The organism is Mediterraneibacter sp. NSJ-151 (genome assembly GCF_022487435.1).
GTDB lineage: Bacteria > Bacillota > Clostridia > Lachnospirales > Lachnospiraceae > Schaedlerella > Schaedlerella hominis.
Map to the genome: position 1 here is coordinate 23432 of NZ_JAKVPP010000019.1, position 18743 is coordinate 42174.

Below are 18743 nucleotides of genomic sequence, written 5' to 3' on the forward strand. Positions count from 1 at the left end.
CTTTTTGTGCTAATTTCACAAATTTTCAAATTTAGAATAAAAAGAGGATAGAGATTATCATCTCTATCCTCTGAAAAAATATTCTAATTAAACTAACTCAATTAAAACTTCCATAGCTGCATCACCTTTACGCTGGCCAATCTTAACGATTCTTGTATAACCACCGTTACGGTCTGCATACTTAGGAGCGATCTCTGTAAACAATTTGTCTACAACATCAACCTTCTTAGTATTTTTCTTCTTTCCTGCAGCTGCTGTAGGAACTTCTGTTACAGAATACAGAACTTTAGCCATCTGTCTTCTTGCATGAAGTCTGCTAGGCATATCTTTTTTGATTGTCTTTTCAACTTCATCATAAACAGTAACTTTCTTTCCGTCTACAACTTCTTTTACTCTCTTGCCATTCTCGTCTTTACGAGCAACTTTAGCTGTTACTGTAACTTCTTCGAAGTTATCTTTCTCTTTTACAGCCAGAGCGATCAGCTTCTCAGCTTCTTTACGAATCTCTTTAGCTTTTGCTTCTGTTGTAATGATTTTACCATTGTTTAACAATGCTGTTACCTGGTTTCTGATTAAGGCTTTTCTCTGAGCAGAAGTTCTGCCGAGTTTTCTATATTTTGCCATTGTACTTATCCTCCATAATTTACATTTGGTTATGCGTCTTCGGGCTTATTAATCAAATGCTCTGTCCGCACACATCGGTCTTACCGGACAGAAATTTAAATATTAAGCAAATCTAATTATTCCTCACCGGAATTAAGCTCAAGTCCAAGTTCCTTAAGCTTAGCAAGTACTTCTTCCAAAGACTTACGTCCAAGGTTACGTACTTTCATCATATCTTCTGATGTTTTATTTGTAAGTTCTTCAACTGTATTGATTCCTGCTCTCTTCAGACAGTTGTAGGAACGTACTGACAATTCAAGTTCGTCGATGCTCATCTCAAGAACTTTTTCTTTCTCATCATCCTCTTTTTCGATCATAACTTCTGCAGCCTGAGCTACTTCTGAAAGATCGATGAAGAGTTTCAAATGTTCGCTGAGTACTTTCGCAGCAAGGCTGACAGCCTCGTCTGGAAGCAATGTACCTTTTGTCCATACATCCAATGTCAGTTTATCATAATCTGTAACCTGACCTACACGTGTATTCTGAACAGTCATATTGACACGTTCAACCGGAGTATAAACAGAATCAATCGGAATTACACCAATTGGTAAATCATCGCTCTTGTTCTTGTCTGCGCTCACGTATCCTCTGCCTTTTGTAATGGTCATTTCCATATACAATTTGCTGTCTTTACCACCACTTAATGTAGCAATGACCTGCTCAGGATTCATAATCTCAATATCAGAGTCTGCCTGGATATCAGCACCTGTTACAACGCCTTCTCCTTCAAATTCGATATAAGCAGTTTTCACTTCATCAGATTCAGATGAATTTTTGATTGCAAGAGATTTCAAGTTCATGATAATCTCTGCTACATCTTCCTTTACACCTGGAATGGAACTGAATTCATGTAAAACGCCATCAATCTTTACAGAACTGATAGCAGCTCCCGGAAGAGAAGAAAGCATAATTCTTCTCATGGAGTTACCTAATGTGATTCCATAACCTCTTTCAAGTGGTTCTACAACGAATCTTCCATATTTCTTATCTTCTGAAATATCAGTAATTTCAATATTCGGTTTATTAAAATCAAACACTACACAGACCCTCCTTATGGGTTTAAAAATGTTGAGGGATACGATATTAATTCCAATTATTATTTAGAATATAACTCGACGATCAACATCTCATCAACAGGAACATCGATTGCTTCTCTCTTAGGAAGTTCTTTTACTTCACCTTTGAGGTTTTCAGCATCAACTTCCAACCAATCAGGAACCATGTTTCCAGCTGTTACTTCAAGAATGTCTTTGTATCTCTGAGAACCTTTGTTTTTCTCTTTGATTTCGATAACATCACCAGCTTTTACAAGGTAAGAAGGAATGTTCACCTGTTTACCATTAACAAGTACATGTTTGTGGTCAACAATCTGTCTAGCTTCTTTTCTTGTTCTAGCAAATCCCATACGGAACATTACGTTGTCCAGTCTGGATTCAAGAAGAACCATAAGGTTATCACCTGTCATTCCTTCCTGCTGTTTTGCTTTTGCATAGTAGTTTCTGAAAGGTTTTTCCAGAACACCATAGATAAATTTAGCTTTCTGTTTTTCACGTAACTGAAGACCATACTCGCTCATTTTTCTATTAGATCTTTTTAACTGTCTGTTAGATTTTTTATTAATTCCTAAATAGATTGGGTCCATACCTAATGAACGGCATCTTTTAAGAACTGGAACTCTATTTACTGCCATTTTCGCTTCCTCCTAATTAATCGCGTTTAATCACTAGACTCTTCTACGTTTCGGTGGACGGCATCCGTTATGTGGTACCGGAGTAACGTCTTTGATACTTACAACATCGATTCCGCAAGCCTGCAATGCACGGATTGCTGCTTCTCTACCTGATCCTGGTCCTTTAACGAAAACATCTACTGTCTTCAATCCATGGATCAATGCTGCTTTAGCTGCTGTCTCAGCTGCCATCTGTGCTGCATATGGAGTAGATTTTCTTGAACCTTTAAATCCCAGACCGCCTGCACTTGCCCATGAAAGAGCATTTCCCTGTGCATCTGTTAATGTAACGATTGTATTGTTAAAAGATGCCTGAATATGAGCCTGTCCTCGTTCAACGTTTTTCTTGACACGTTTCTTTGTCACTTTTTTTGTAACTTTTTTAGCCATTATAAACTAACCTACTTTCTTCGAATCTTTAATTAATTATTTTTTCTTGTTTGCTACAGTTCTCTTAGGACCTTTACATGTTCTTGCATTAGTCTTAGTTTTCTGTCCACGTACTGGAAGTCCTTTTCTGTGACGGATTCCACGATAGCATCCGATTTCTTTTAATCTCTTGATATTCAGCTGAATCTCTCTTCTAAGATCTCCTTCTACAACCTGAGTTGCATCGATTACTTCACTGATTTTCTTTACATCTTCACTTGTTAAATCTCTTACACGAGTGCTTGGATCAATTCCTGCCTCTGCTAAGATACGGTTTGAACTTGTTCTTCCAATTCCATAGATATAAGTTAAACCGATTTCTACACGTTTGTCTCTTGGTAAGTCTACACCTGCAATACGAGCCATGTGTCTTTCCTCCATTTTGAATCATTTTTAATATTGTCTTTAACTGGAACAATAATCCTGTCGGACTATCATTCAGGCCGATGATATTCATCTGCCCTTTCCCGGTACGTCAATCCTTACGCAATAGTCCGGGTATTAGAAGCAATATACAATCGCACTCTGACAGTTCTGTAATCGAACCGGACTTCCTGCTGTGAACGACATTCCATCCCTCGGCCAGATGCTTCGAACACCGCTCTATCGGTACCTGTATGATAGAGGACCGGTGTATCCTTACTGTATATTAAACAAGTTCACACACATCCTGGTGTGTCCCTCGTCAGCCGCCTAATTAATAAAACACTATTGAGAATTGGTATGAATTAACCCTGTCTCTGTTTGTGTTTCGGATTTTCGCAGATTACTCTGATACTTCCTTTTCTCTTAATAATCTTGCATTTTTCACAAATTGGTTTTACTGATGATCTAACCTTCATGTTAAATCCTCCTTCCATCCTTTGCTAAAACTTTGGTTACTTCATTTTTGGACATACATATCCAAAAACGACCATTTCATAGTATAGCACCAAGTCATCCTAAAAGTCAACACTTTTTTTATTTATCTCTCCAAACAATTCTTCCTTTGCTCAGATCATATGGTGACATCTCTAATGTAACCTTGTCACCCGGTAAAATCTTAATGAAATTCATACGAAGTTTTCCACTGATATGTGCAAGTACAATATGTCCATTTTCAAGCTCTACCTTAAACATTGCGTTTGGCAATTTTTCAACTACGACTCCTTCGATCTCGATTACGTCAGTTTTTGACATATTAAATCCTCCCGTGCTCATGCACTTTACAATTCCTGTTATATTTATTTCAATTATTCCTTACATTATATATACGTCAGCATCCGTATGCTTTTTGTATATAGCTTTGTATCGTTTCTCGGATTGCTGCATCATCTGTGCAGTCTTCACATTGCATCTTATATATAATCTGCACATGTCGTCTGTTTTTTTTCTTTAAATTACTGACAGAGCGTTTCACCCCGTCAGCCAGATATACATATTCATCATTGACAGAAATTATGACATATATACAATCTTTATCCCGCCCTGCCTTAGATCTGGCAAGCATTCCAGGTTCCATGAACATAAATTACTCTCCCAGAATCTTAACGATCGCAGCAAATACATCATTGATATCGATTGTTCCGTCTACTTCTTTCAAAGTTCCGGATTTTGTATAATAATCAATCAATGGCTGTGTCTGCTCATGATAAACACCAAGACGTTTTGTAACTGTCTCCGGCTTATCATCATCACGCAGAATTAATGTGCCGCCACATTTATCACAAATATTTTCTACCTTTGTAGGAGCATATACGATATGATATGTTGCTCCACAATCTACACACGCACGTCTTCCTGACATACGATTTACAATATTTTCATCCGGAACTTCCACATTGATAGCATAATCAACTTTCTGACCCAGCTTAGCAAGAGCTGCATCTAAAGCTTCTGCCTGTGGAATTGTTCTCGGGAAACCATCAAGAACATAACCGTTTGCACAGTCATCCTGATTTACTCGGTCTACAACAAGATCTACAACCAATTCATCTGGTACAAGAAGTCCCTGGTCCATGTAAGTTTTTGCTTTTTTTCCAAGCTCTGTTCCATTTTTGATGTTTGCTCTGAAAATATCACCTGTAGAAATGTGTGGAATCTGATATTTTTCAGAAATCTTCTTTGCCTGAGTTCCTTTTCCTGCACCCGGTGCACCTAACATAATAATTTTCATAATATGCCTCCTTTGTTTTTACCGAAAATTTTATAATTCTCTGAATAGCACATTAACCCGCCGCACTCCACCCTCTAAGGATAAAGTACAACGAGCTAAATATTATCATTAATATCCAAGAAAACTATTCTTCATAGAACCGCCCTTGGTATTCAAAAATCCTGTGTAGTTACGTACTAACATCTGGGATTCAATCTGCTTTAATGTCTCAAGAACAACACCAACAATAATGATGATTGATGTTCCACCAAAAGAAACATTTGCTCCGAATACACCATTAAAGAAGTACGGAATCACCTGAATGATCACAAGACCGCATGCTCCAACAAAGATAATATAATTTAAAATCTTTGTCAAATATTCTACTGTCGACTTACCAGGACGGATTCCCGGGATAAAGCCTCCGCTCTTCTTCATATTATTTGCAATCTCTAACGGATTAAAAGTAATCGATGTATAGAAATATGCAAAGAAAATTGTAAGTACGATATAAACAACCAGACCGATTGAATATATTAAATTATCTGGATCACACCAGTTATTTGAGTTCATACACTTCAGAATCTGACTTCCGATTCCAGTGCCATTTCCTTTTCCAAGGAACTGAGCAATAACAATCGGGAACTGCATCAGTGATGATGCAAAAATTACCGGTATAACGCCTGCTGTATTTACCTTTAACGGAATATGTGAAGACTGACCACCATAAGTCTTTCTTCCCTGAACTTTCTGTGAATACTGTACTGCAATTCTTCTTTCTCCGTCCTGCAAAATCACTACAAGAAGGATAACAACGAGTATTACTGCGAGAATGATCACTGCTGAGAGTAAACCTTTTGCAAGAGTCTTGCCTTTGATAAACTGTTCAAACAGAGTCACAAAATCACTTGGTACACGTGAAATAATATTGATCAACAGTACAATGGAAATACCATTTCCAACACCTTTTTCCGTAATACGCTCACCGATCCACATTAAGAATGCAGAACCGGCAGTTAATGTACATACAACAATTGCAGCATTTACAAAATTATATTCAACAAGCAGTCCCTGACGACCGAATCCGACAGCCATAGCTGTAGACTGGATCAATGCAAGTGCTACGGTTACATAACGTGTAATTGCTGCGAGCTTCTTTCTACCATCCGGACCATCTTTCTGCATTTCTTCCAGTTTTGGAATTGCAATTGTCAACAGCTGTATGATGATAGAAGATGTGATGTACGGTGTTATGCTCAATGCAAACACCGACATCTGTGTAAAGGAGCCTCCGGTAAATGCATCAAAGAAATTGAATGCATCTCCGCTCTGACTCGCGAAAAAATTCTGAATATAAGTTGGATCCACACCCGGTGTAGGCAGTTCGGAACCAAGTCTAACAACGATAAGCATCATGAATGTATAGAAGAGTCTCTTGCGTACATCTTCTATTTTAAATGCTCTTCGCACTGTATCTAGCATTAGATCACCTCTGCTTTTCCACCAAGGGACTCAATCTTCTCAGCTGCTTTTGCACTGAATGCATTAGCCTGAACTGTGAGTTTCTTAGTAAACTCTCCATTTCCAAGAATTTTTACACCATCTTTTGGATTTTTAACGATTCCGTTTTCGATTAATGTCTCAACGGATACTGTAGCGCCATCTTCAAAAATTTCTAATGCGCTCAGGTTGATGCCAACGATCTCTTTAGAGTTTCTGCATTTGAAACCTCTCTTTGGCAATCTTCTGTATAAAGGCATCTGACCACCTTCAAAGCCTGGTCTTGTAGCTCCTGAACGAGCTTTCTGACCTTTGTGACCCTTACCAGCTGTCTTACCATTTCCAGAACCGTGTCCACGGCCTCTTCTGAAATTATCACTATGTTTAGAACCGTCTGCCGGTCTCAAGTTTGATAAGTCCATGATATTACCTCCTTATCGATTTATACTTTACGCTTCTTCTTCAACTTTCACTAAGTGTCTTACCTGCTGTACCATACCTCTTGTTGCTGCATTATCTGGTAATACAACTGTTTTGTTCAGCTTTTTCAGTCCCAAAGCTTCTACAGTTTTTCTATGCTTTGGTATAGCACCGATAGTAGACTTAACCAGTGTAACTTTTAAATTTGCCATTTAACCTTACCTCCTATTATGTGACAGAGCACAAGCCCTATCTCTTAGCCTACGATCTCTTCTACTGATTTACCACGAAGTCTAGCAACAGTCTCTGGAGTTTTAACTCCTCTAAGACCTTCGATAGTAGCAAGTACTACGTTCTGTTTATTGTTAGAACCTAATGATTTTGTACGGATATTTTTGATTCCTGCTAACTCGATAACCGCACGCGCTGGACCACCAGCGATTACTCCAGTACCTTCTGGAGCTTTCTTTAACAATACAGAAGCGCTTCCAAATTTTCCGATAACATCATGCTGTACACTGTCGTTCTCATCAAGTGAAACCTCAATCAGTTTCTTTGTTGCATCTTCTTTACCTTTACGGATAGCTTCCGGGATTTCAGTAGCTTTTCCTAAACCTGCACCAACATGGCCTTTTCCGTCGCCTACAACTACTAAAGCTGTGAATCTCATGTTACGACCACCTTTTACGACCTTGGTAACACGTTTAATTGATACCACTTTTTCTTCTAACTCTAACTGACTAGCATCAATACGTTCCTGTCTCATATGTGTTCTCCCTTCCTAGAAATTCAGTCCAGCTTCTCTAGCTGCGTCTGCTAATGCTTTAATTTTTCCCTGGTAGATAAAGCCGCCTCTATCAAAGACAACTTCTGTAATACCTTTTGCCATTGCTTTTTCAGCAATTACTTTTCCAAGATATGCTGCTGCATCAACGTTGTTAGTTTTCTCAAGTTCAGCTTTCACGTCTTTCTGAAGAGTGGAAGCGGATACCAGAGTATTTCCAACTGTATCGTCAATAATCTGTGCATACATGTGATTATTACTTCTAAACACTGCCAAACGTGGTCTCTCAGCTGTTCCGCTGAAACGGTTACGCAATTTCATGTGTTTTTTTCTACGAACTTCAACTCTTGATTTCTTACTAACCATTATTCACACCCTCCTTAATTATTTCTTACCAGTCTTACCAACTTTACGTCTGATAACTTCATCAGCATATTTAATACCTTTACCTTTGTAAGGTTCTGGTCTTCTCTTATCTCTGATTTCAGCTGCGTACTGGCCAACTTTTTCTTTGCTGATACCTTTTACAGTAATCTTATTCTGACCTTCCAGAACTGTTTCAATACCTTCTGGATCTGTCATTTCTACTGGATGTGAATATCCAAGATTCAATGTAAGTTTATTTCCAGACTTAGAAGCTCTGTATCCAACACCGTTTACTTCCAGAACTTTTTCGTATCCGTTAGTTACACCGATTACCATGTTGTTGATCAGTGTTCTTGTAAGACCGTGAAGGGATTTCATTCTCTTCAGATCGTTTGGTCTTGTAACGATTACTTCTTCGCCTTCCTGTTTGATTTCCATTTCTACTGGAAGCTCTTTTGTAAGAGTTCCTTTAGGACCTGTTACAGTCACTACATTATTCTCAGCAATTTCAACTTTTACTCCAGCTGGAATTGTGATTGGCAGTCTTCCTATACGTGACATACCTTTATCCTCCTATAACTTAAATTTTCGGAGCAGATCCTTTGTCCGCTCTGTTTTCAGTTGCACCACGCACTTGGCGAGGTTTCCCTTGCCCGATGCGTTTTTTTACAAAGAAGTTCTTTTCGCTAAGCTCGATAAGGCCTCGCTAAGCTCAAAGAACGCCTTCGCACTAAGTTCAGATTTCGTCTGCGACTCGTCTTCACTAAGTGCTTTCAGGCTACCAAACGAAGCAGAGTACTTCTCCACCAACGCCTAATTTTCTAGCTTCTTTATCTGTGATAACACCTTTGTTTGTAGAAACGATAGCTGTTCCAAGTCCGCCAAGTACTTTTGGCATCTCTTCGCTGTTAGCATACACACGAAGTCCTGGTTTAGAAATTCTCTTCAGACCAGAAATAACTTTTTCATTCTTGTCTGCGCCATATTTCAATGTGATATGCATTGTCTTGAAGTTTCCATCTTCTACGATATCATATTTTGCAATGTATCCTTCATCCAAAAGAATATCAGCAATCGCGATTTTCATCTTTGATGCAGGTACATCAACTGTATCATGTTTAGCAGTATTTGCATTACGGATTCTTGTAAGCATATCTGCGATTGGATCACTCATAGTCATGGTGTAAAATCCTCCTTCTTACCAACTTGCTTTCTTAACTCCCGGAATCTCACCTTTATATGCCAGTTCACGGAAGCAGATACGGCAGATACCATATTTTCTTAAATATGCATGTGGACGACCACAAATTCTGCAACGGCTATATTCTCTTGTCGAGAATTTTGGTTTGCGCTGCTGTTTAATTTTCATAGATGTCTTAGCCATGAAATTCTCCTCCTTATTTAGTAAATGGCATATTGAACTGAGTCAATAATTCACGTGCTTCTTCGTCAGTTTTAGCAGTTGTAACGAAAATTACATCCATACCTCTGACTTTATCAATTTTATCATACTCGATCTCTGGGAAAATTAACTGCTCTTTAATTCCAAGTGCATAGTTTCCTCTTCCATCAAATGCGTTAGGATTTACACCTCTAAAGTCACGTACACGAGGAAGTGCAAGGTTGATCAGACGATCAACGAACTCATACATCTTTTCTCCTCTTAATGTAACTTTACATCCGATTGGCATACCTTCTCTGATTTTGAAGTTAGCTACAGAATTTTTTGCTCTTGTCAGAACTGCTTTCTGTCCAGTGATTTTTTCCATATCAGCTACAGCAGATTCTAAAACTTTTGCATTGTCTTTTGCCTCGCCTACACCCATGTTAATAACAACTTTGTCAAGCTTAGGCACTTCCATAATATTTTTATATCCGAATTTTTTGATCATTGCATCAACGATCTCATTCTGATACTGATCTTTCAGTCTACTCAACGTTTAAGTCCTCCTTCCTTGAATTAGTCAATTACTTCGCCTGTTGATTTAGCAACACGAACTTTTTTGTCGCCATCCATTTTGAAACCAACTCTTGTAGCTTTTCCTTTGTGAACATACATCACGTTAGAAATATCGATTGGTCCCTCCTGGTGGATGATTCCGCCATTCTGATTAGCAACGCTTGGTTTTGTGTGCTTTGTCAGCATGTTGACACCTTCAACCAGAACTTTTCCGTCTTTCTGATTAACGGCAATAACTTTGCCTTCTTTGTCTTTATCTTTACCAGCGATAACTTTAACTGTATCACCTTTTTTAATTTTCATAGTTGACATTCTCGGCACCTCCCTACAGTACTTCCGGAGCCAGAGAAACGATCTTCATGAAATGTTTCTCTCTAAGCTCTCTGGCTACTGGTCCAAAAATACGTGTTCCACGTGGGTTCATATCGTCTTTTATAATTACAGCAGCATTTTCATCGAATCTGATATAAGATCCGTCTTTACGACGAGCACCTTTTACAGTACGAACAACTACAGCTTTCACAACGTCACCTTTTTTAACAACGCCGCCTGGTGTTGCATCTTTAACAGTCGCAACGATAACATCTCCGATATTGGCATATCTTCTTGTAGAACCGCCAAGTACACGGATACACAGTAATTCTTTAGCACCTGTGTTGTCTGCTACTTTAAGTCTACTTTCCTGTTGTATCATGCAGGTAAACCTCCTTCAATATACATTCGTTGAACTTCTAGTTCAATTATACTCTTGTAATATGCGAAACCAATATTATTTTGCTTTCTCCATAATCTCAACAAGTCTCCATCTTTTGTTTTTAGACAGTGGTCTTGTTTCCATAACTTTTACTGTATCTCCAATGTTGCATTCGTTGTTCTCATCGTGAGCCTGCAGTTTATAAGTTCTCTTAACGATTTTCTTATAAAGTGGGTGTTTCACGTGGTCCTCAACTGCTACAACGATAGTTTTATCCATTTTGTCGCTGACAACTTTGCCAACACGAACTTTTCTCAAATTTCTCTCTTCCACAGTTGCTACTCCTTTCCTATCGGCCTGCCTCTGTAATCAGAGTCTGAATACGTGCGATATTCTTTCTTACTTCTTTGATTCTGCTTGTATTGTCAAGCTGATTTGTTGCGTTCTGGAATCTTAAGTTAAAAAGCTCTTTCTTAGCAGCTACTAATTCTTCATTCAATTCCTCTACGGATTTTCCTCTTAATTCGTTTACAAATGTATTAATTTTCACTGTTGTCACCGCCTTCTAATTCTGCGCGAGAAACGATTTTGCATTTGCAAGGTAATTTGTGCATTGCAAGACGAAGTGCCTCTCTTGCGATTTCTTCTGAAACACCTGCGATCTCGAACATTACACGACCTGGTTTAACTACTGCTACCCAGTACTCTAATGCACCTTTACCACTACCCATACGAGTTTCTGCTGGTTTTGCTGTTACCGGTTTATCTGGGAATATTTTGATCCAAACTTTACCACCACGTTTGATGTAACGAGTCATAGCGACACGGGCTGCTTCGATCTGGTTAGAACGAATCCAGCATGGTTCTGTTGCGACAATACCATATTCACCATATGAAATCGTGTTACCTCTGAGGGCTTTACCCTTCATAGTTCCACGGAACTGTTTACGACGTTTTACTCTTTTTGGCATTAACATTATTTATCGCTCCCTTCCTTTTCAGCCTTAGTTGGAAGAACTTCGCCTTTGTAAATCCAAACCTTTACACCGACTTTTCCGTAAGTTGTATCAGCTTCTGCGAATCCATAATCAATGTCAGCTCTTAATGTCTGAAGTGGAATAGTTCCTTCGCTGTAGAACTCTGTACGAGCCATATCAGCTCCACCAAGACGTCCTGATACAGATGTCTTAACACCAAGTGCTCCTGATTTCATTGTTCTTGACATGCAAGATTTCATAGCACGTCTGAATGAAATACGGTTCTCAAGCTGCTGTGCAATATTTTCAGCTACAAGCTGTGCGTCTTTATCTGGTCTCTTAACTTCTTTGATATCAACGATAAGCTTTTTGTCTGTGAACTGTGCAAGCTCTGCTTTCACTTTCTCAATTTCTGCTCCACCTTTACCGATTACTACACCAGGTTTTGCTGTATATACGATGATCTTAACACGATCAGATGCTCTTTCAATTTCAATTTTTGAAATTCCAGCGCTGTATAATCTCTTCTTTAAGAATGTTCTGATTTCATGGTCTTCTACCAGATTATCAGCGAAATCCTTTTCAGCATACCACTTGGAATCCCAGTCTTTAATAACTCCGACTCTTAAGCCATGAGGATTAACTTTCTGTCCCATTGTGTTCCTCCTTATCTTTCATTCAGCACGATAGTGATGTGGCTCATTCTCTTTTCGATTCTGTAAGCTCTACCCTGTGCTCTTGGTCTGATTCTCTTCATTGTTGGTCCTTTATTTGCGTAACACTCTTCAATATAAAGGTTCTCAACACTCATACCGTTGTTGTTCTCAGCATTAGCAATTGCTGATTTTAATAATTTTTCTATAACACTTGAAGCATATCTTGGATTGTAAGCCAAAATACCAAGTGCTGTCTGTACATCCTTACCTCTGATGGCATCTAATACGAAACATGCTTTCTGAACAGATACTCTAGCGTAAGAAATCTTAGCTGATGGTCTTGTATCTTTCTGTGCATTTCTTTCTCTCTTGATTTGGGATCTATGTCCTTTAGCCATGGATGAACCCTCCTTTCGAAATATGTTGATCTATTATCTAACTCTTGACTTCTTCTCGTCTTTTCCATGTCCTCTGTATGTTCTTGTTGCAACGAACTCTCCGAGTTTGTGTCCAACCATATCTTCTGTAACATATACAGGCACATGTTTTCTTCCATCATGTACGGCAAATGTATGCCCTACGAATGATGGGAAGATTGTAGAACGACGTGACCATGTCTTAATAACTGATTTATCACCTGCAGCATTCATAGCGTCTACTTTTTTAAGTAAGCTTTCGTCTGCAAATGGTCCTTTTTTAAGTGAGCGAGCCATAGGTTCTAACCTCCTTGTAAACTAATTATTTGATACCTTTACCGTCTCTTCTTCTTACGATTAACTTGTTAGAAGATTTGTTTTTCTTACGTGTCTTAAGACCAAGTGCCGGTTTACCCCATGGAGTACATGGACCTGGACGACCGATGCTTGTCTTACCTTCACCACCACCGTGTGGATGGTCATTCGGGTTCATAACAGAACCACGAACTGTAGGTCTGATACCCATGTGACGTTTACGTCCTGCTTTACCGATGTTGATCAGGTTGTGCTCTCCATTTCCAACAACACCAACAGATGCTCTACAAATGATTGGCACCATTCTCATCTCTCCTGACGGAAGTCTGAGTGTAGCATATTTTCCTTCTTTAGCCATCAACTGAGCGCTGTTTCCTGCTGAACGAACAAGCTGTCCGCCTTTTCCTGGATAAAGCTCGATGTTGTGGATCTGTGTACCAACTGGGATGTTAGCAAGTGGTAAGCAGTTTCCTACTCTAACCTCTGCGTTCTCACCATTCATAACTGTCATTCCATCTTTTAATCCTTCTGGAGCAAGGATGTAAGCTTTCTCACCATCTGCGTAGCAGATCAATGCGATATTAGCTGTTCTGTTTGGATCGTATTCGATACCAACAACTTTTGCTGGAATTCCGTCTTTATTTCTCTTAAAGTCGATAATTCTATATTTCTTTTTAGCTCCGCCTCCGCGGTGTCTTACTGTAATTTTACCCTGACTGTTACGACCAGCTGTTCTCTTCTTAGAATCTAATAAAGATTTTTCAGGAGTTGTTTTTGTGATTTCAGAGAAATCAGAGCCAGTCATCTGTCTTCTGGAAGGTGTATATGGGTTATATGTTTTGATTCCCATTACTTTTTCTCCTTTCGCAATACCTAATTATTCGTTTCACGGATTTGCACCGTCTATGCTGTTCACACTTGACGAGGTCTTCTCGAGTTTAGTGTGAACGTACACCTTGGCACTTGACGAGGTTTTCTCGAGCCTAGTGACAATGGTGATTCATCAGCGCGATTTACAGACCTTCAAAAATCTCGATATCTGCGCTTTCTTCTGTAAGCTGTACGATAGCTTTCTTTGTCTTAGCAGTTTTTCCGATTGTCATTCCACGTCTCTTGTTTTTTCCATCAAGATTCATCGTGTTAACGCTTTTAACTTTTGTTCCAGCGAACATTTTCTCAACTGCTTCTTTGATCTGAGATTTTGTAGCCTCTGTGTGTACAAGGAATGTGTATTTCTTGTCAGCCATAAGCTCCATGCTCTTCTCTGTGATCACTGGTTTAAGGATTACATCATAATACTGAATGTTTGCCATTATGCGTACACCTCCTCAATAGTTGCAACAGCAGCTTTTGTAGCGATTACTGTGTTGTATTTTAAGATGTCGTATACATTGATTGTATTTGTTTTTGCTGTTTTTACTCCAGCAATGTTTCTAGCTGAAATCTCAACGTTTGTATTTCCATCTTCAAGAACTACCAATGCTTTGTTTACATTCAGGTTGTTCAGAACTTCCTGGAATTTCTTTGTTTTGATTTCATCAAAGTTTAACTCATCAACAACGATGAATTTGTTTTCTTCTACTCTTGAAGTAAGTGCTGACTGAAGTGCAGCTCTCTTCTCTTTCTTATTCATCTTGAATGAATAATCTCTCGGAACTGGTGCGAATACAACTCCGCCGCCTGTCCACTGTGGAGCTCTTGTAGAACCCTGTCTTGCATGACCTGTTCCTTTTTGTCTCCATGGTTTTCTTCCGCCTCCAGAAACTTCTGAGCGAGTTTTCGCTTTCTGTGTTCCCTGACGATTATTTGCAAGCTGGCTTACAACTGCCATGTGTACAAGATGTTCGTTAACCTCAACACCAAATACAGCATCGTTCAAATCGATTGTACCAACTTCTTTACCTTCGATATTATAAACAGATACGTTTGCCATCTGTGTGTTCCTCCTTTCCTGTTGTCAGACTAGTTTGCCTTTACTGTTTCTTTGATTGTTACCAGACTCTTCTTCGGTCCCGGTACAGAGCCTTTAACTAACAACAGGTTGTTATCAGCGTCAACTCTTACGATCTCAAGATTCTGAACAGTAATCTGTTTGTTACCCATCTGACCTGGCATCTTCTTTCCTTTGAATACTTTACTAGGATCGGATGCAGAACCATTAGAACCTGCGTGACGGTGGAATTTAGAACCATGAGTCATAGGTCCTCTGCTCTGTCCGTGACGCTTGATTGCTCCCTGGAAACCTTTACCTTTTGAAATTGCAGTAGCATCAATTTTGTCTCCTGCTTCAAAGATATCAGCTTTAATTTCCTGAGCTAATGTATATTCTTCAGCATTTTCAAATCTGAATTCTTTTACATATCTCTTACCAGAAACGCCGGCTTTATCGAAATGTCCTTTCTCAGCTCTTGTGATACCGTTTCTGTGTGCGATTTCTTTTTTGCCGTTTCCATCTTTTGTGACAATCTTTTCTTTCTTGTCTACAAAACCAACCTGGACTGCGCTGTAACCGTCGTTCTCAACTGTTTTAACCTGTGTTACTACACAAGGACCAGCCTGAAGTACAGTTACCGGAATCAATGTTCCATCTTCGTTGAAGATTTGAGTCATTCCGACTTTAGTAGCTAAAATAGCTTTCTTCATTATAATTACCTCCTGTGATTTACAGCGGAACACCACTTGGGTGCTCATCCTAAATTATAGGAATTACTGTTTCTTAATTCTTTGTGCTGTCAGCTTATTTGTTTTTCATCTTGATGTCGATGAATACACCAGCTGGCATTTCCAATCTTGACAGTGCATCAACTGTTTTCTGTGTTGGTGCAGCAATGTCGATGAGTCTCTTATGAGTTCTCTGCTCGAACTGCTCTCTAGAGTCTTTATATTTGTGTACGGCTCTCAGAATTGTAACTACTTCCTTCTTAGTTGGAAGCGGTACCGGTCCGCTCACCTGTGCTCCGTTTTTCTTAACAGTTTCGATGATTTTTTTAGCAGATGCATCAACTAACTGATGATCATACGCTTTCAATGTGATTCTCATTACTTGACTTGCCATAAAAAAAGTCGCCTCCTTTTCGTACTTTTAAACCCAGTACGACAAGCGGTGACTGTACACTCTCCCGTGTGTGTCATGCAGACTTACACGTTGTTTCATACTTTTACCTTTAGTGGTAAGTTGTAATCAGTTATGATTCGTACAGTGACTTGTCGCCAGTTTCCTAACTTGACATTCGCTCCACGGAAAACCTGCCATCATGTATTTACATGTTAGCAGCAACCTCTCGCTTCACAGCTATCATGCCACAGCTCTCTTAGTATAACCAATCAGCGTCCATATTGCAAGTACTTTTTTATATTTTTTTATATTTTATGATTTTTGTTATTTATTTCAATTTCCAACCAATTCTTCTGTGCCATTTGCACAACACCCATCTATCATATACACTCAACATATTTTTATCTCAGTCGAGAAGACTCCCACCTCTTTCAGGTGGTGAGTAACAGCAAATTTGTCTCAGTGGGAGTCCAATCTCCGACTGAGATAAACGCTCCGCGAGGATGCGCAGTGATTCTGTAAAGAATGTGTCAGCTTACGCTGACCAGAATCACGCGCCAAGTCTCGCGGCTGCTCGACTTGAATATATAATAGGAAGAAACTCTTTTTTCAAGCACATTAAATAATTCTTTTTTCACCTCTTGACATTACCGCGCTAAAGTAGTATATTAAAAAAGACTTATAGATAAATGAAACCAAGGGCGGTTTTCCAAGAGGGGGAGACTGTCTTTTTTGTATTTGAGGCTCATCATTTATCGCAGAATTATTAAAAATACATTTTTCGTTGTTTATAAGTCAAGTCCTATCAACATAGGACCCCCAACCATTTTTGTTGCTCTTGCAGTTACATTGACGCCGTTCATTTCCCCCAAAGATGATCCTGCGCCGATGAACTCCAATTAATATATACGCCCTGTTTATCAGGGTTTTCCCCAGATTTGTATACATTATTGACTGCGGAGCAGCGAGAAGTTAACCTCTCAATGACATACCAAAAAAGACAAAGGACACAGCGAAAACTGTGTCCTTTGTTTTTGCATTAAACCATAACCTGATGCAATGCTTCTTCTTCAATTCCAACTTTTTTCATTTCTTCTCTTATTGCGTCTTCTTCCCCCGGCAACGCACACCAGGAAAGTCCGCACCCTGCGGATATAGACCGTGGAACCGGTATCAGTCTTCCCGGTATCTGATCTGCTTTACAGGCTTTTTCCATCGCCATAGCATCTGCCGTTGTATGAAATGTTACAACAAGCTTTAATTCTTTCTTTCTCATAATCCAAATTCTTCTCTTTATCCGATCCGCTCAGTTGAATTTACTCAATTGTCACTTCAAATCCATCATCAGTCTGTACTGATGTTGCTTTCTTTCCATGATTCTGAGCATATTTTTCTACATTTGTCTTTTGATGTGGCTCTGTCACCAGCACCTTTACTGCTCCATCCATATTTTTCATAGCTTCGGCAGTTAACATTAATGGTTCCGGACAAGATAAACCTCTCGCATCTACTGTTTTCATATGAATCCCTCTTTTCTATTTTAAGCTGTTTTACGACGATTTGTAAATGCAATTACAAAACAAGCAACAATACATATAATAACTGCGATTTTACCATTTGCTGTCACTGCACCTGCAACCACTTCTTTTGTTTCTGGATTCAAAGCTGTTCCGCTTGATGCGAGTCCAAGATTATGGCACAATGCTGCTCCAACAAACATTCCTACAACTGTAACGGCTGAATCAGATGATCCCTGTCCTGCAAGAACAAGCTGACGCAGCGGGCATCCTCCTGCAAGAACTGCTGCGAAACCAACCGCATACATACCAAGGATATTCCACAAATGTTCTGAATGTGCAATTACACCGGGTGTATTAAAGCTAAGTGCAAAGTTTCCTGTTACCAGATTGTAAATAAGCATAACTACAAAGAATCCACCGATCACTGATACTAACTCAAAATTTCTCATTAAAATAATATCACGGACACTTCCTGCGAAGCACATTCTTGATTTCTGTGCAAATGCTCCGAACAAAAGCCCTCCAATCAGAGAAATTACAACGGGTGCATGCATACTTCCAGGACCTGCTTCACTGGATTTTAATAATGTTGTAAATAAAGCTAATAATAAAATTCCTACTGCAATCACAGAAATGATCATTCCTGAAGATTTCTTTGCCGGATAAGCTCTTCCAAGCGAATATCCCTGTTTTAAAACAATTACACCTGTTCCTACTCCAAGAACAAATCCAATCAGTGCAACCCATGCATTCAAGTCACCTGCTGACATACGAATTACCATACGCAGTGGGCATCCTAAAAATACAAGTGCTCCGATTGTAAGAATCATACCTAATATAAAACGTGTCATTGTAGCCGAACCGGCTGTCGCACAATATTCCTTTGTAGCCAGTGAAATTATCAATGATCCAAGTATAATTCCAACTATCTCCGGTCTCGCATACTGTACAACTGCTGCCTGATGCATTCCAAGCGCACCTGCTGTATCACGGATGAAACATGCAACACAGATTGCCATGTTTGCCGGATTTCCAAAATATGCCAGACATGCTGCAACTAATCCACAAAGCACTCCAGCTAATGCCATTTTCTTCTTTGAACCTGCAAAATTCATACTGAACCTC

The 18743-nt window shown here is 39.3% G+C and carries 34 protein-coding genes; all 34 read right to left on the reverse strand.

Features of this window, described 5'->3' with window-relative positions; genetic code table 11:
- Positions 1-87 precede the first annotated feature (87 nt).
- A complete protein-coding gene (locus LQE94_RS14800; protein WP_022074471.1) occupies positions 88-624 on the reverse strand; it encodes a bL17 family ribosomal protein in 537 nt (178 codons plus the stop codon).
- A gap of 116 nt (positions 625-740) precedes the next feature.
- A complete protein-coding gene (locus LQE94_RS14805; RefSeq protein WP_022074470.1) occupies positions 741-1700 on the reverse strand; it encodes a DNA-directed RNA polymerase subunit alpha in 960 nt (319 codons plus the stop codon).
- 59 nt (positions 1701-1759) lie between these two features.
- Complete coding sequence (rpsD, locus tag LQE94_RS14810; RefSeq protein WP_022074469.1) at positions 1760-2353, reverse strand: 30S ribosomal protein S4; 594 nt, start codon at positions 2351-2353, stop codon at positions 1760-1762.
- Between the two features lie 33 nt (positions 2354-2386).
- Positions 2387-2782, reverse strand: a complete 396-nt coding sequence (rpsK, locus tag LQE94_RS14815) for a 30S ribosomal protein S11 (protein ID WP_022074468.1) — start codon at positions 2780-2782, stop codon at positions 2387-2389.
- A 36-nt stretch (positions 2783-2818) separates the two neighbouring features.
- Positions 2819-3187 (reverse strand): 30S ribosomal protein S13, encoded by a 369-nt coding sequence (gene rpsM / locus LQE94_RS14820; protein WP_022074467.1) that lies wholly within the window; start codon positions 3185-3187, stop codon positions 2819-2821.
- 362 nt (positions 3188-3549) lie between these two features.
- The gene (rpmJ, locus tag LQE94_RS14825) at positions 3550-3663 is read right to left on the reverse strand and encodes a 50S ribosomal protein L36 (RefSeq protein WP_003497809.1); all 114 of its coding nucleotides are present in this window, start codon (positions 3661-3663) and stop codon (positions 3550-3552) included.
- Between the two features lie 118 nt (positions 3664-3781).
- Complete coding sequence (gene infA / locus LQE94_RS14830; protein WP_005613024.1) at positions 3782-4000, reverse strand: translation initiation factor IF-1; 219 nt, start codon at positions 3998-4000, stop codon at positions 3782-3784.
- A gap of 76 nt (positions 4001-4076) precedes the next feature.
- Complete coding sequence (locus LQE94_RS14835) at positions 4077-4328, reverse strand: KOW domain-containing RNA-binding protein (protein ID WP_022074466.1); 252 nt, start codon at positions 4326-4328, stop codon at positions 4077-4079.
- Positions 4329-4331: 3 nt separating this feature from the next.
- On the reverse strand, positions 4332-4976 hold the full coding sequence (locus LQE94_RS14840; RefSeq protein ID WP_118737267.1) for an adenylate kinase: 645 nt from the start codon (positions 4974-4976) through the stop codon (positions 4332-4334).
- 108 nt (positions 4977-5084) lie between these two features.
- Positions 5085-6437: a preprotein translocase subunit SecY gene (gene secY / locus LQE94_RS14845; protein WP_240578050.1), complete on the reverse strand. Its 1353-nt coding sequence runs from the start codon at positions 6435-6437 to the stop codon at positions 5085-5087.
- The gene (gene rplO / locus LQE94_RS14850) at positions 6437-6877 is read right to left on the reverse strand and encodes a 50S ribosomal protein L15 (RefSeq protein ID WP_022074463.1); all 441 of its coding nucleotides are present in this window, start codon (positions 6875-6877) and stop codon (positions 6437-6439) included. The genes secY and rplO overlap by 1 nt, the downstream gene beginning before the upstream one ends.
- A 27-nt stretch (positions 6878-6904) precedes the next feature.
- Positions 6905-7087 (reverse strand): 50S ribosomal protein L30, encoded by a 183-nt coding sequence (gene rpmD / locus LQE94_RS14855; RefSeq protein WP_022074462.1) that lies wholly within the window; start codon positions 7085-7087, stop codon positions 6905-6907.
- A 44-nt stretch (positions 7088-7131) separates the two neighbouring features.
- On the reverse strand, positions 7132-7641 hold the full coding sequence (rpsE, locus tag LQE94_RS14860) for a 30S ribosomal protein S5 (protein ID WP_022074461.1): 510 nt from the start codon (positions 7639-7641) through the stop codon (positions 7132-7134).
- Between the two features lie 15 nt (positions 7642-7656).
- Positions 7657-8025: a 50S ribosomal protein L18 gene (gene rplR / locus LQE94_RS14865; protein ID WP_022074460.1), complete on the reverse strand. Its 369-nt coding sequence runs from the start codon at positions 8023-8025 to the stop codon at positions 7657-7659.
- A gap of 18 nt (positions 8026-8043) precedes the next feature.
- A complete protein-coding gene (rplF, locus tag LQE94_RS14870; RefSeq protein ID WP_022074459.1) occupies positions 8044-8586 on the reverse strand; it encodes a 50S ribosomal protein L6 in 543 nt (180 codons plus the stop codon).
- Between the two features lie 217 nt (positions 8587-8803).
- Positions 8804-9205, reverse strand: coding sequence for a 30S ribosomal protein S8 (rpsH, locus tag LQE94_RS14875; RefSeq protein ID WP_022074458.1), 402 nt, complete (start codon positions 9203-9205; stop codon positions 8804-8806).
- A gap of 18 nt (positions 9206-9223) precedes the next feature.
- On the reverse strand, positions 9224-9409 hold the full coding sequence (locus tag LQE94_RS14880) for a type Z 30S ribosomal protein S14 (RefSeq protein WP_004074866.1): 186 nt from the start codon (positions 9407-9409) through the stop codon (positions 9224-9226).
- 13 nt (positions 9410-9422) lie between these two features.
- Positions 9423-9962, reverse strand: coding sequence for a 50S ribosomal protein L5 (gene rplE / locus LQE94_RS14885; protein WP_022074457.1), 540 nt, complete (start codon positions 9960-9962; stop codon positions 9423-9425).
- 23 nt (positions 9963-9985) lie between these two features.
- Positions 9986-10297 carry a 50S ribosomal protein L24 gene (rplX, locus tag LQE94_RS14890; RefSeq protein ID WP_022074456.1) on the reverse strand — a complete coding sequence of 104 codons (312 nt, stop codon included), beginning with the start codon at positions 10295-10297 and terminating at the stop codon, positions 9986-9988.
- Between the two features lie 13 nt (positions 10298-10310).
- The gene (gene rplN, locus LQE94_RS14895; protein ID WP_118725086.1) at positions 10311-10679 is read right to left on the reverse strand and encodes a 50S ribosomal protein L14; all 369 of its coding nucleotides are present in this window, start codon (positions 10677-10679) and stop codon (positions 10311-10313) included.
- Positions 10680-10754: 75 nt separating this feature from the next.
- On the reverse strand, positions 10755-11012 hold the full coding sequence (gene rpsQ / locus LQE94_RS14900) for a 30S ribosomal protein S17 (protein ID WP_022076247.1): 258 nt from the start codon (positions 11010-11012) through the stop codon (positions 10755-10757).
- Positions 11013-11028: 16 nt separating this feature from the next.
- Positions 11029-11229, reverse strand: a complete 201-nt coding sequence (gene rpmC / locus LQE94_RS14905) for a 50S ribosomal protein L29 (protein WP_022076246.1) — start codon at positions 11227-11229, stop codon at positions 11029-11031.
- Entirely contained in the window at positions 11219-11656 is a 438-nt protein-coding gene (rplP, locus tag LQE94_RS14910; RefSeq protein WP_117990124.1) for a 50S ribosomal protein L16, read from the reverse strand. Before rplP ends, rpmC begins: the two co-directional genes overlap by 11 nt.
- Positions 11656-12312 (reverse strand): 30S ribosomal protein S3, encoded by a 657-nt coding sequence (rpsC, locus tag LQE94_RS14915; protein ID WP_117990123.1) that lies wholly within the window; start codon positions 12310-12312, stop codon positions 11656-11658. Before rpsC ends, rplP begins: the two co-directional genes overlap by 1 nt.
- Positions 12313-12323: 11 nt before the next feature.
- Entirely contained in the window at positions 12324-12710 is a 387-nt protein-coding gene (rplV, locus tag LQE94_RS14920; protein ID WP_005612994.1) for a 50S ribosomal protein L22, read from the reverse strand.
- A gap of 33 nt (positions 12711-12743) precedes the next feature.
- A complete protein-coding gene (gene rpsS / locus LQE94_RS14925; RefSeq protein WP_009267280.1) occupies positions 12744-13025 on the reverse strand; it encodes a 30S ribosomal protein S19 in 282 nt (93 codons plus the stop codon).
- A gap of 25 nt (positions 13026-13050) precedes the next feature.
- Positions 13051-13893 carry a 50S ribosomal protein L2 gene (rplB, locus tag LQE94_RS14930; RefSeq protein ID WP_117990122.1) on the reverse strand — a complete coding sequence of 281 codons (843 nt, stop codon included), beginning with the start codon at positions 13891-13893 and terminating at the stop codon, positions 13051-13053.
- 163 nt (positions 13894-14056) lie between these two features.
- The gene (rplW, locus tag LQE94_RS14935; protein WP_022075339.1) at positions 14057-14356 is read right to left on the reverse strand and encodes a 50S ribosomal protein L23; all 300 of its coding nucleotides are present in this window, start codon (positions 14354-14356) and stop codon (positions 14057-14059) included.
- Complete coding sequence (gene rplD, locus LQE94_RS14940) at positions 14356-14976, reverse strand: 50S ribosomal protein L4 (protein ID WP_022075338.1); 621 nt, start codon at positions 14974-14976, stop codon at positions 14356-14358. Before rplD ends, rplW begins: the two co-directional genes overlap by 1 nt.
- Before the next feature lie 29 nt (positions 14977-15005).
- Entirely contained in the window at positions 15006-15686 is a 681-nt protein-coding gene (gene rplC / locus LQE94_RS14945; RefSeq protein ID WP_117990121.1) for a 50S ribosomal protein L3, read from the reverse strand.
- Between the two features lie 94 nt (positions 15687-15780).
- Positions 15781-16098, reverse strand: a complete 318-nt coding sequence (gene rpsJ / locus LQE94_RS14950; RefSeq protein ID WP_022075336.1) for a 30S ribosomal protein S10 — start codon at positions 16096-16098, stop codon at positions 15781-15783.
- A 1039-nt stretch (positions 16099-17137) separates the two neighbouring features.
- Complete coding sequence (locus LQE94_RS14955) at positions 17138-17374, reverse strand: DUF3343 domain-containing protein (RefSeq protein WP_022075334.1); 237 nt, start codon at positions 17372-17374, stop codon at positions 17138-17140.
- A 40-nt stretch (positions 17375-17414) separates the two neighbouring features.
- Positions 17415-17618 carry a sulfurtransferase TusA family protein gene (locus LQE94_RS14960; RefSeq protein WP_022075333.1) on the reverse strand — a complete coding sequence of 68 codons (204 nt, stop codon included), beginning with the start codon at positions 17616-17618 and terminating at the stop codon, positions 17415-17417.
- A 20-nt stretch (positions 17619-17638) separates the two neighbouring features.
- Positions 17639-18733 carry a YedE family putative selenium transporter gene (gene yedE, locus LQE94_RS14965; protein WP_240578051.1) on the reverse strand — a complete coding sequence of 365 codons (1095 nt, stop codon included), beginning with the start codon at positions 18731-18733 and terminating at the stop codon, positions 17639-17641.
- Positions 18734-18743: the final 10 nt, after the last annotated feature.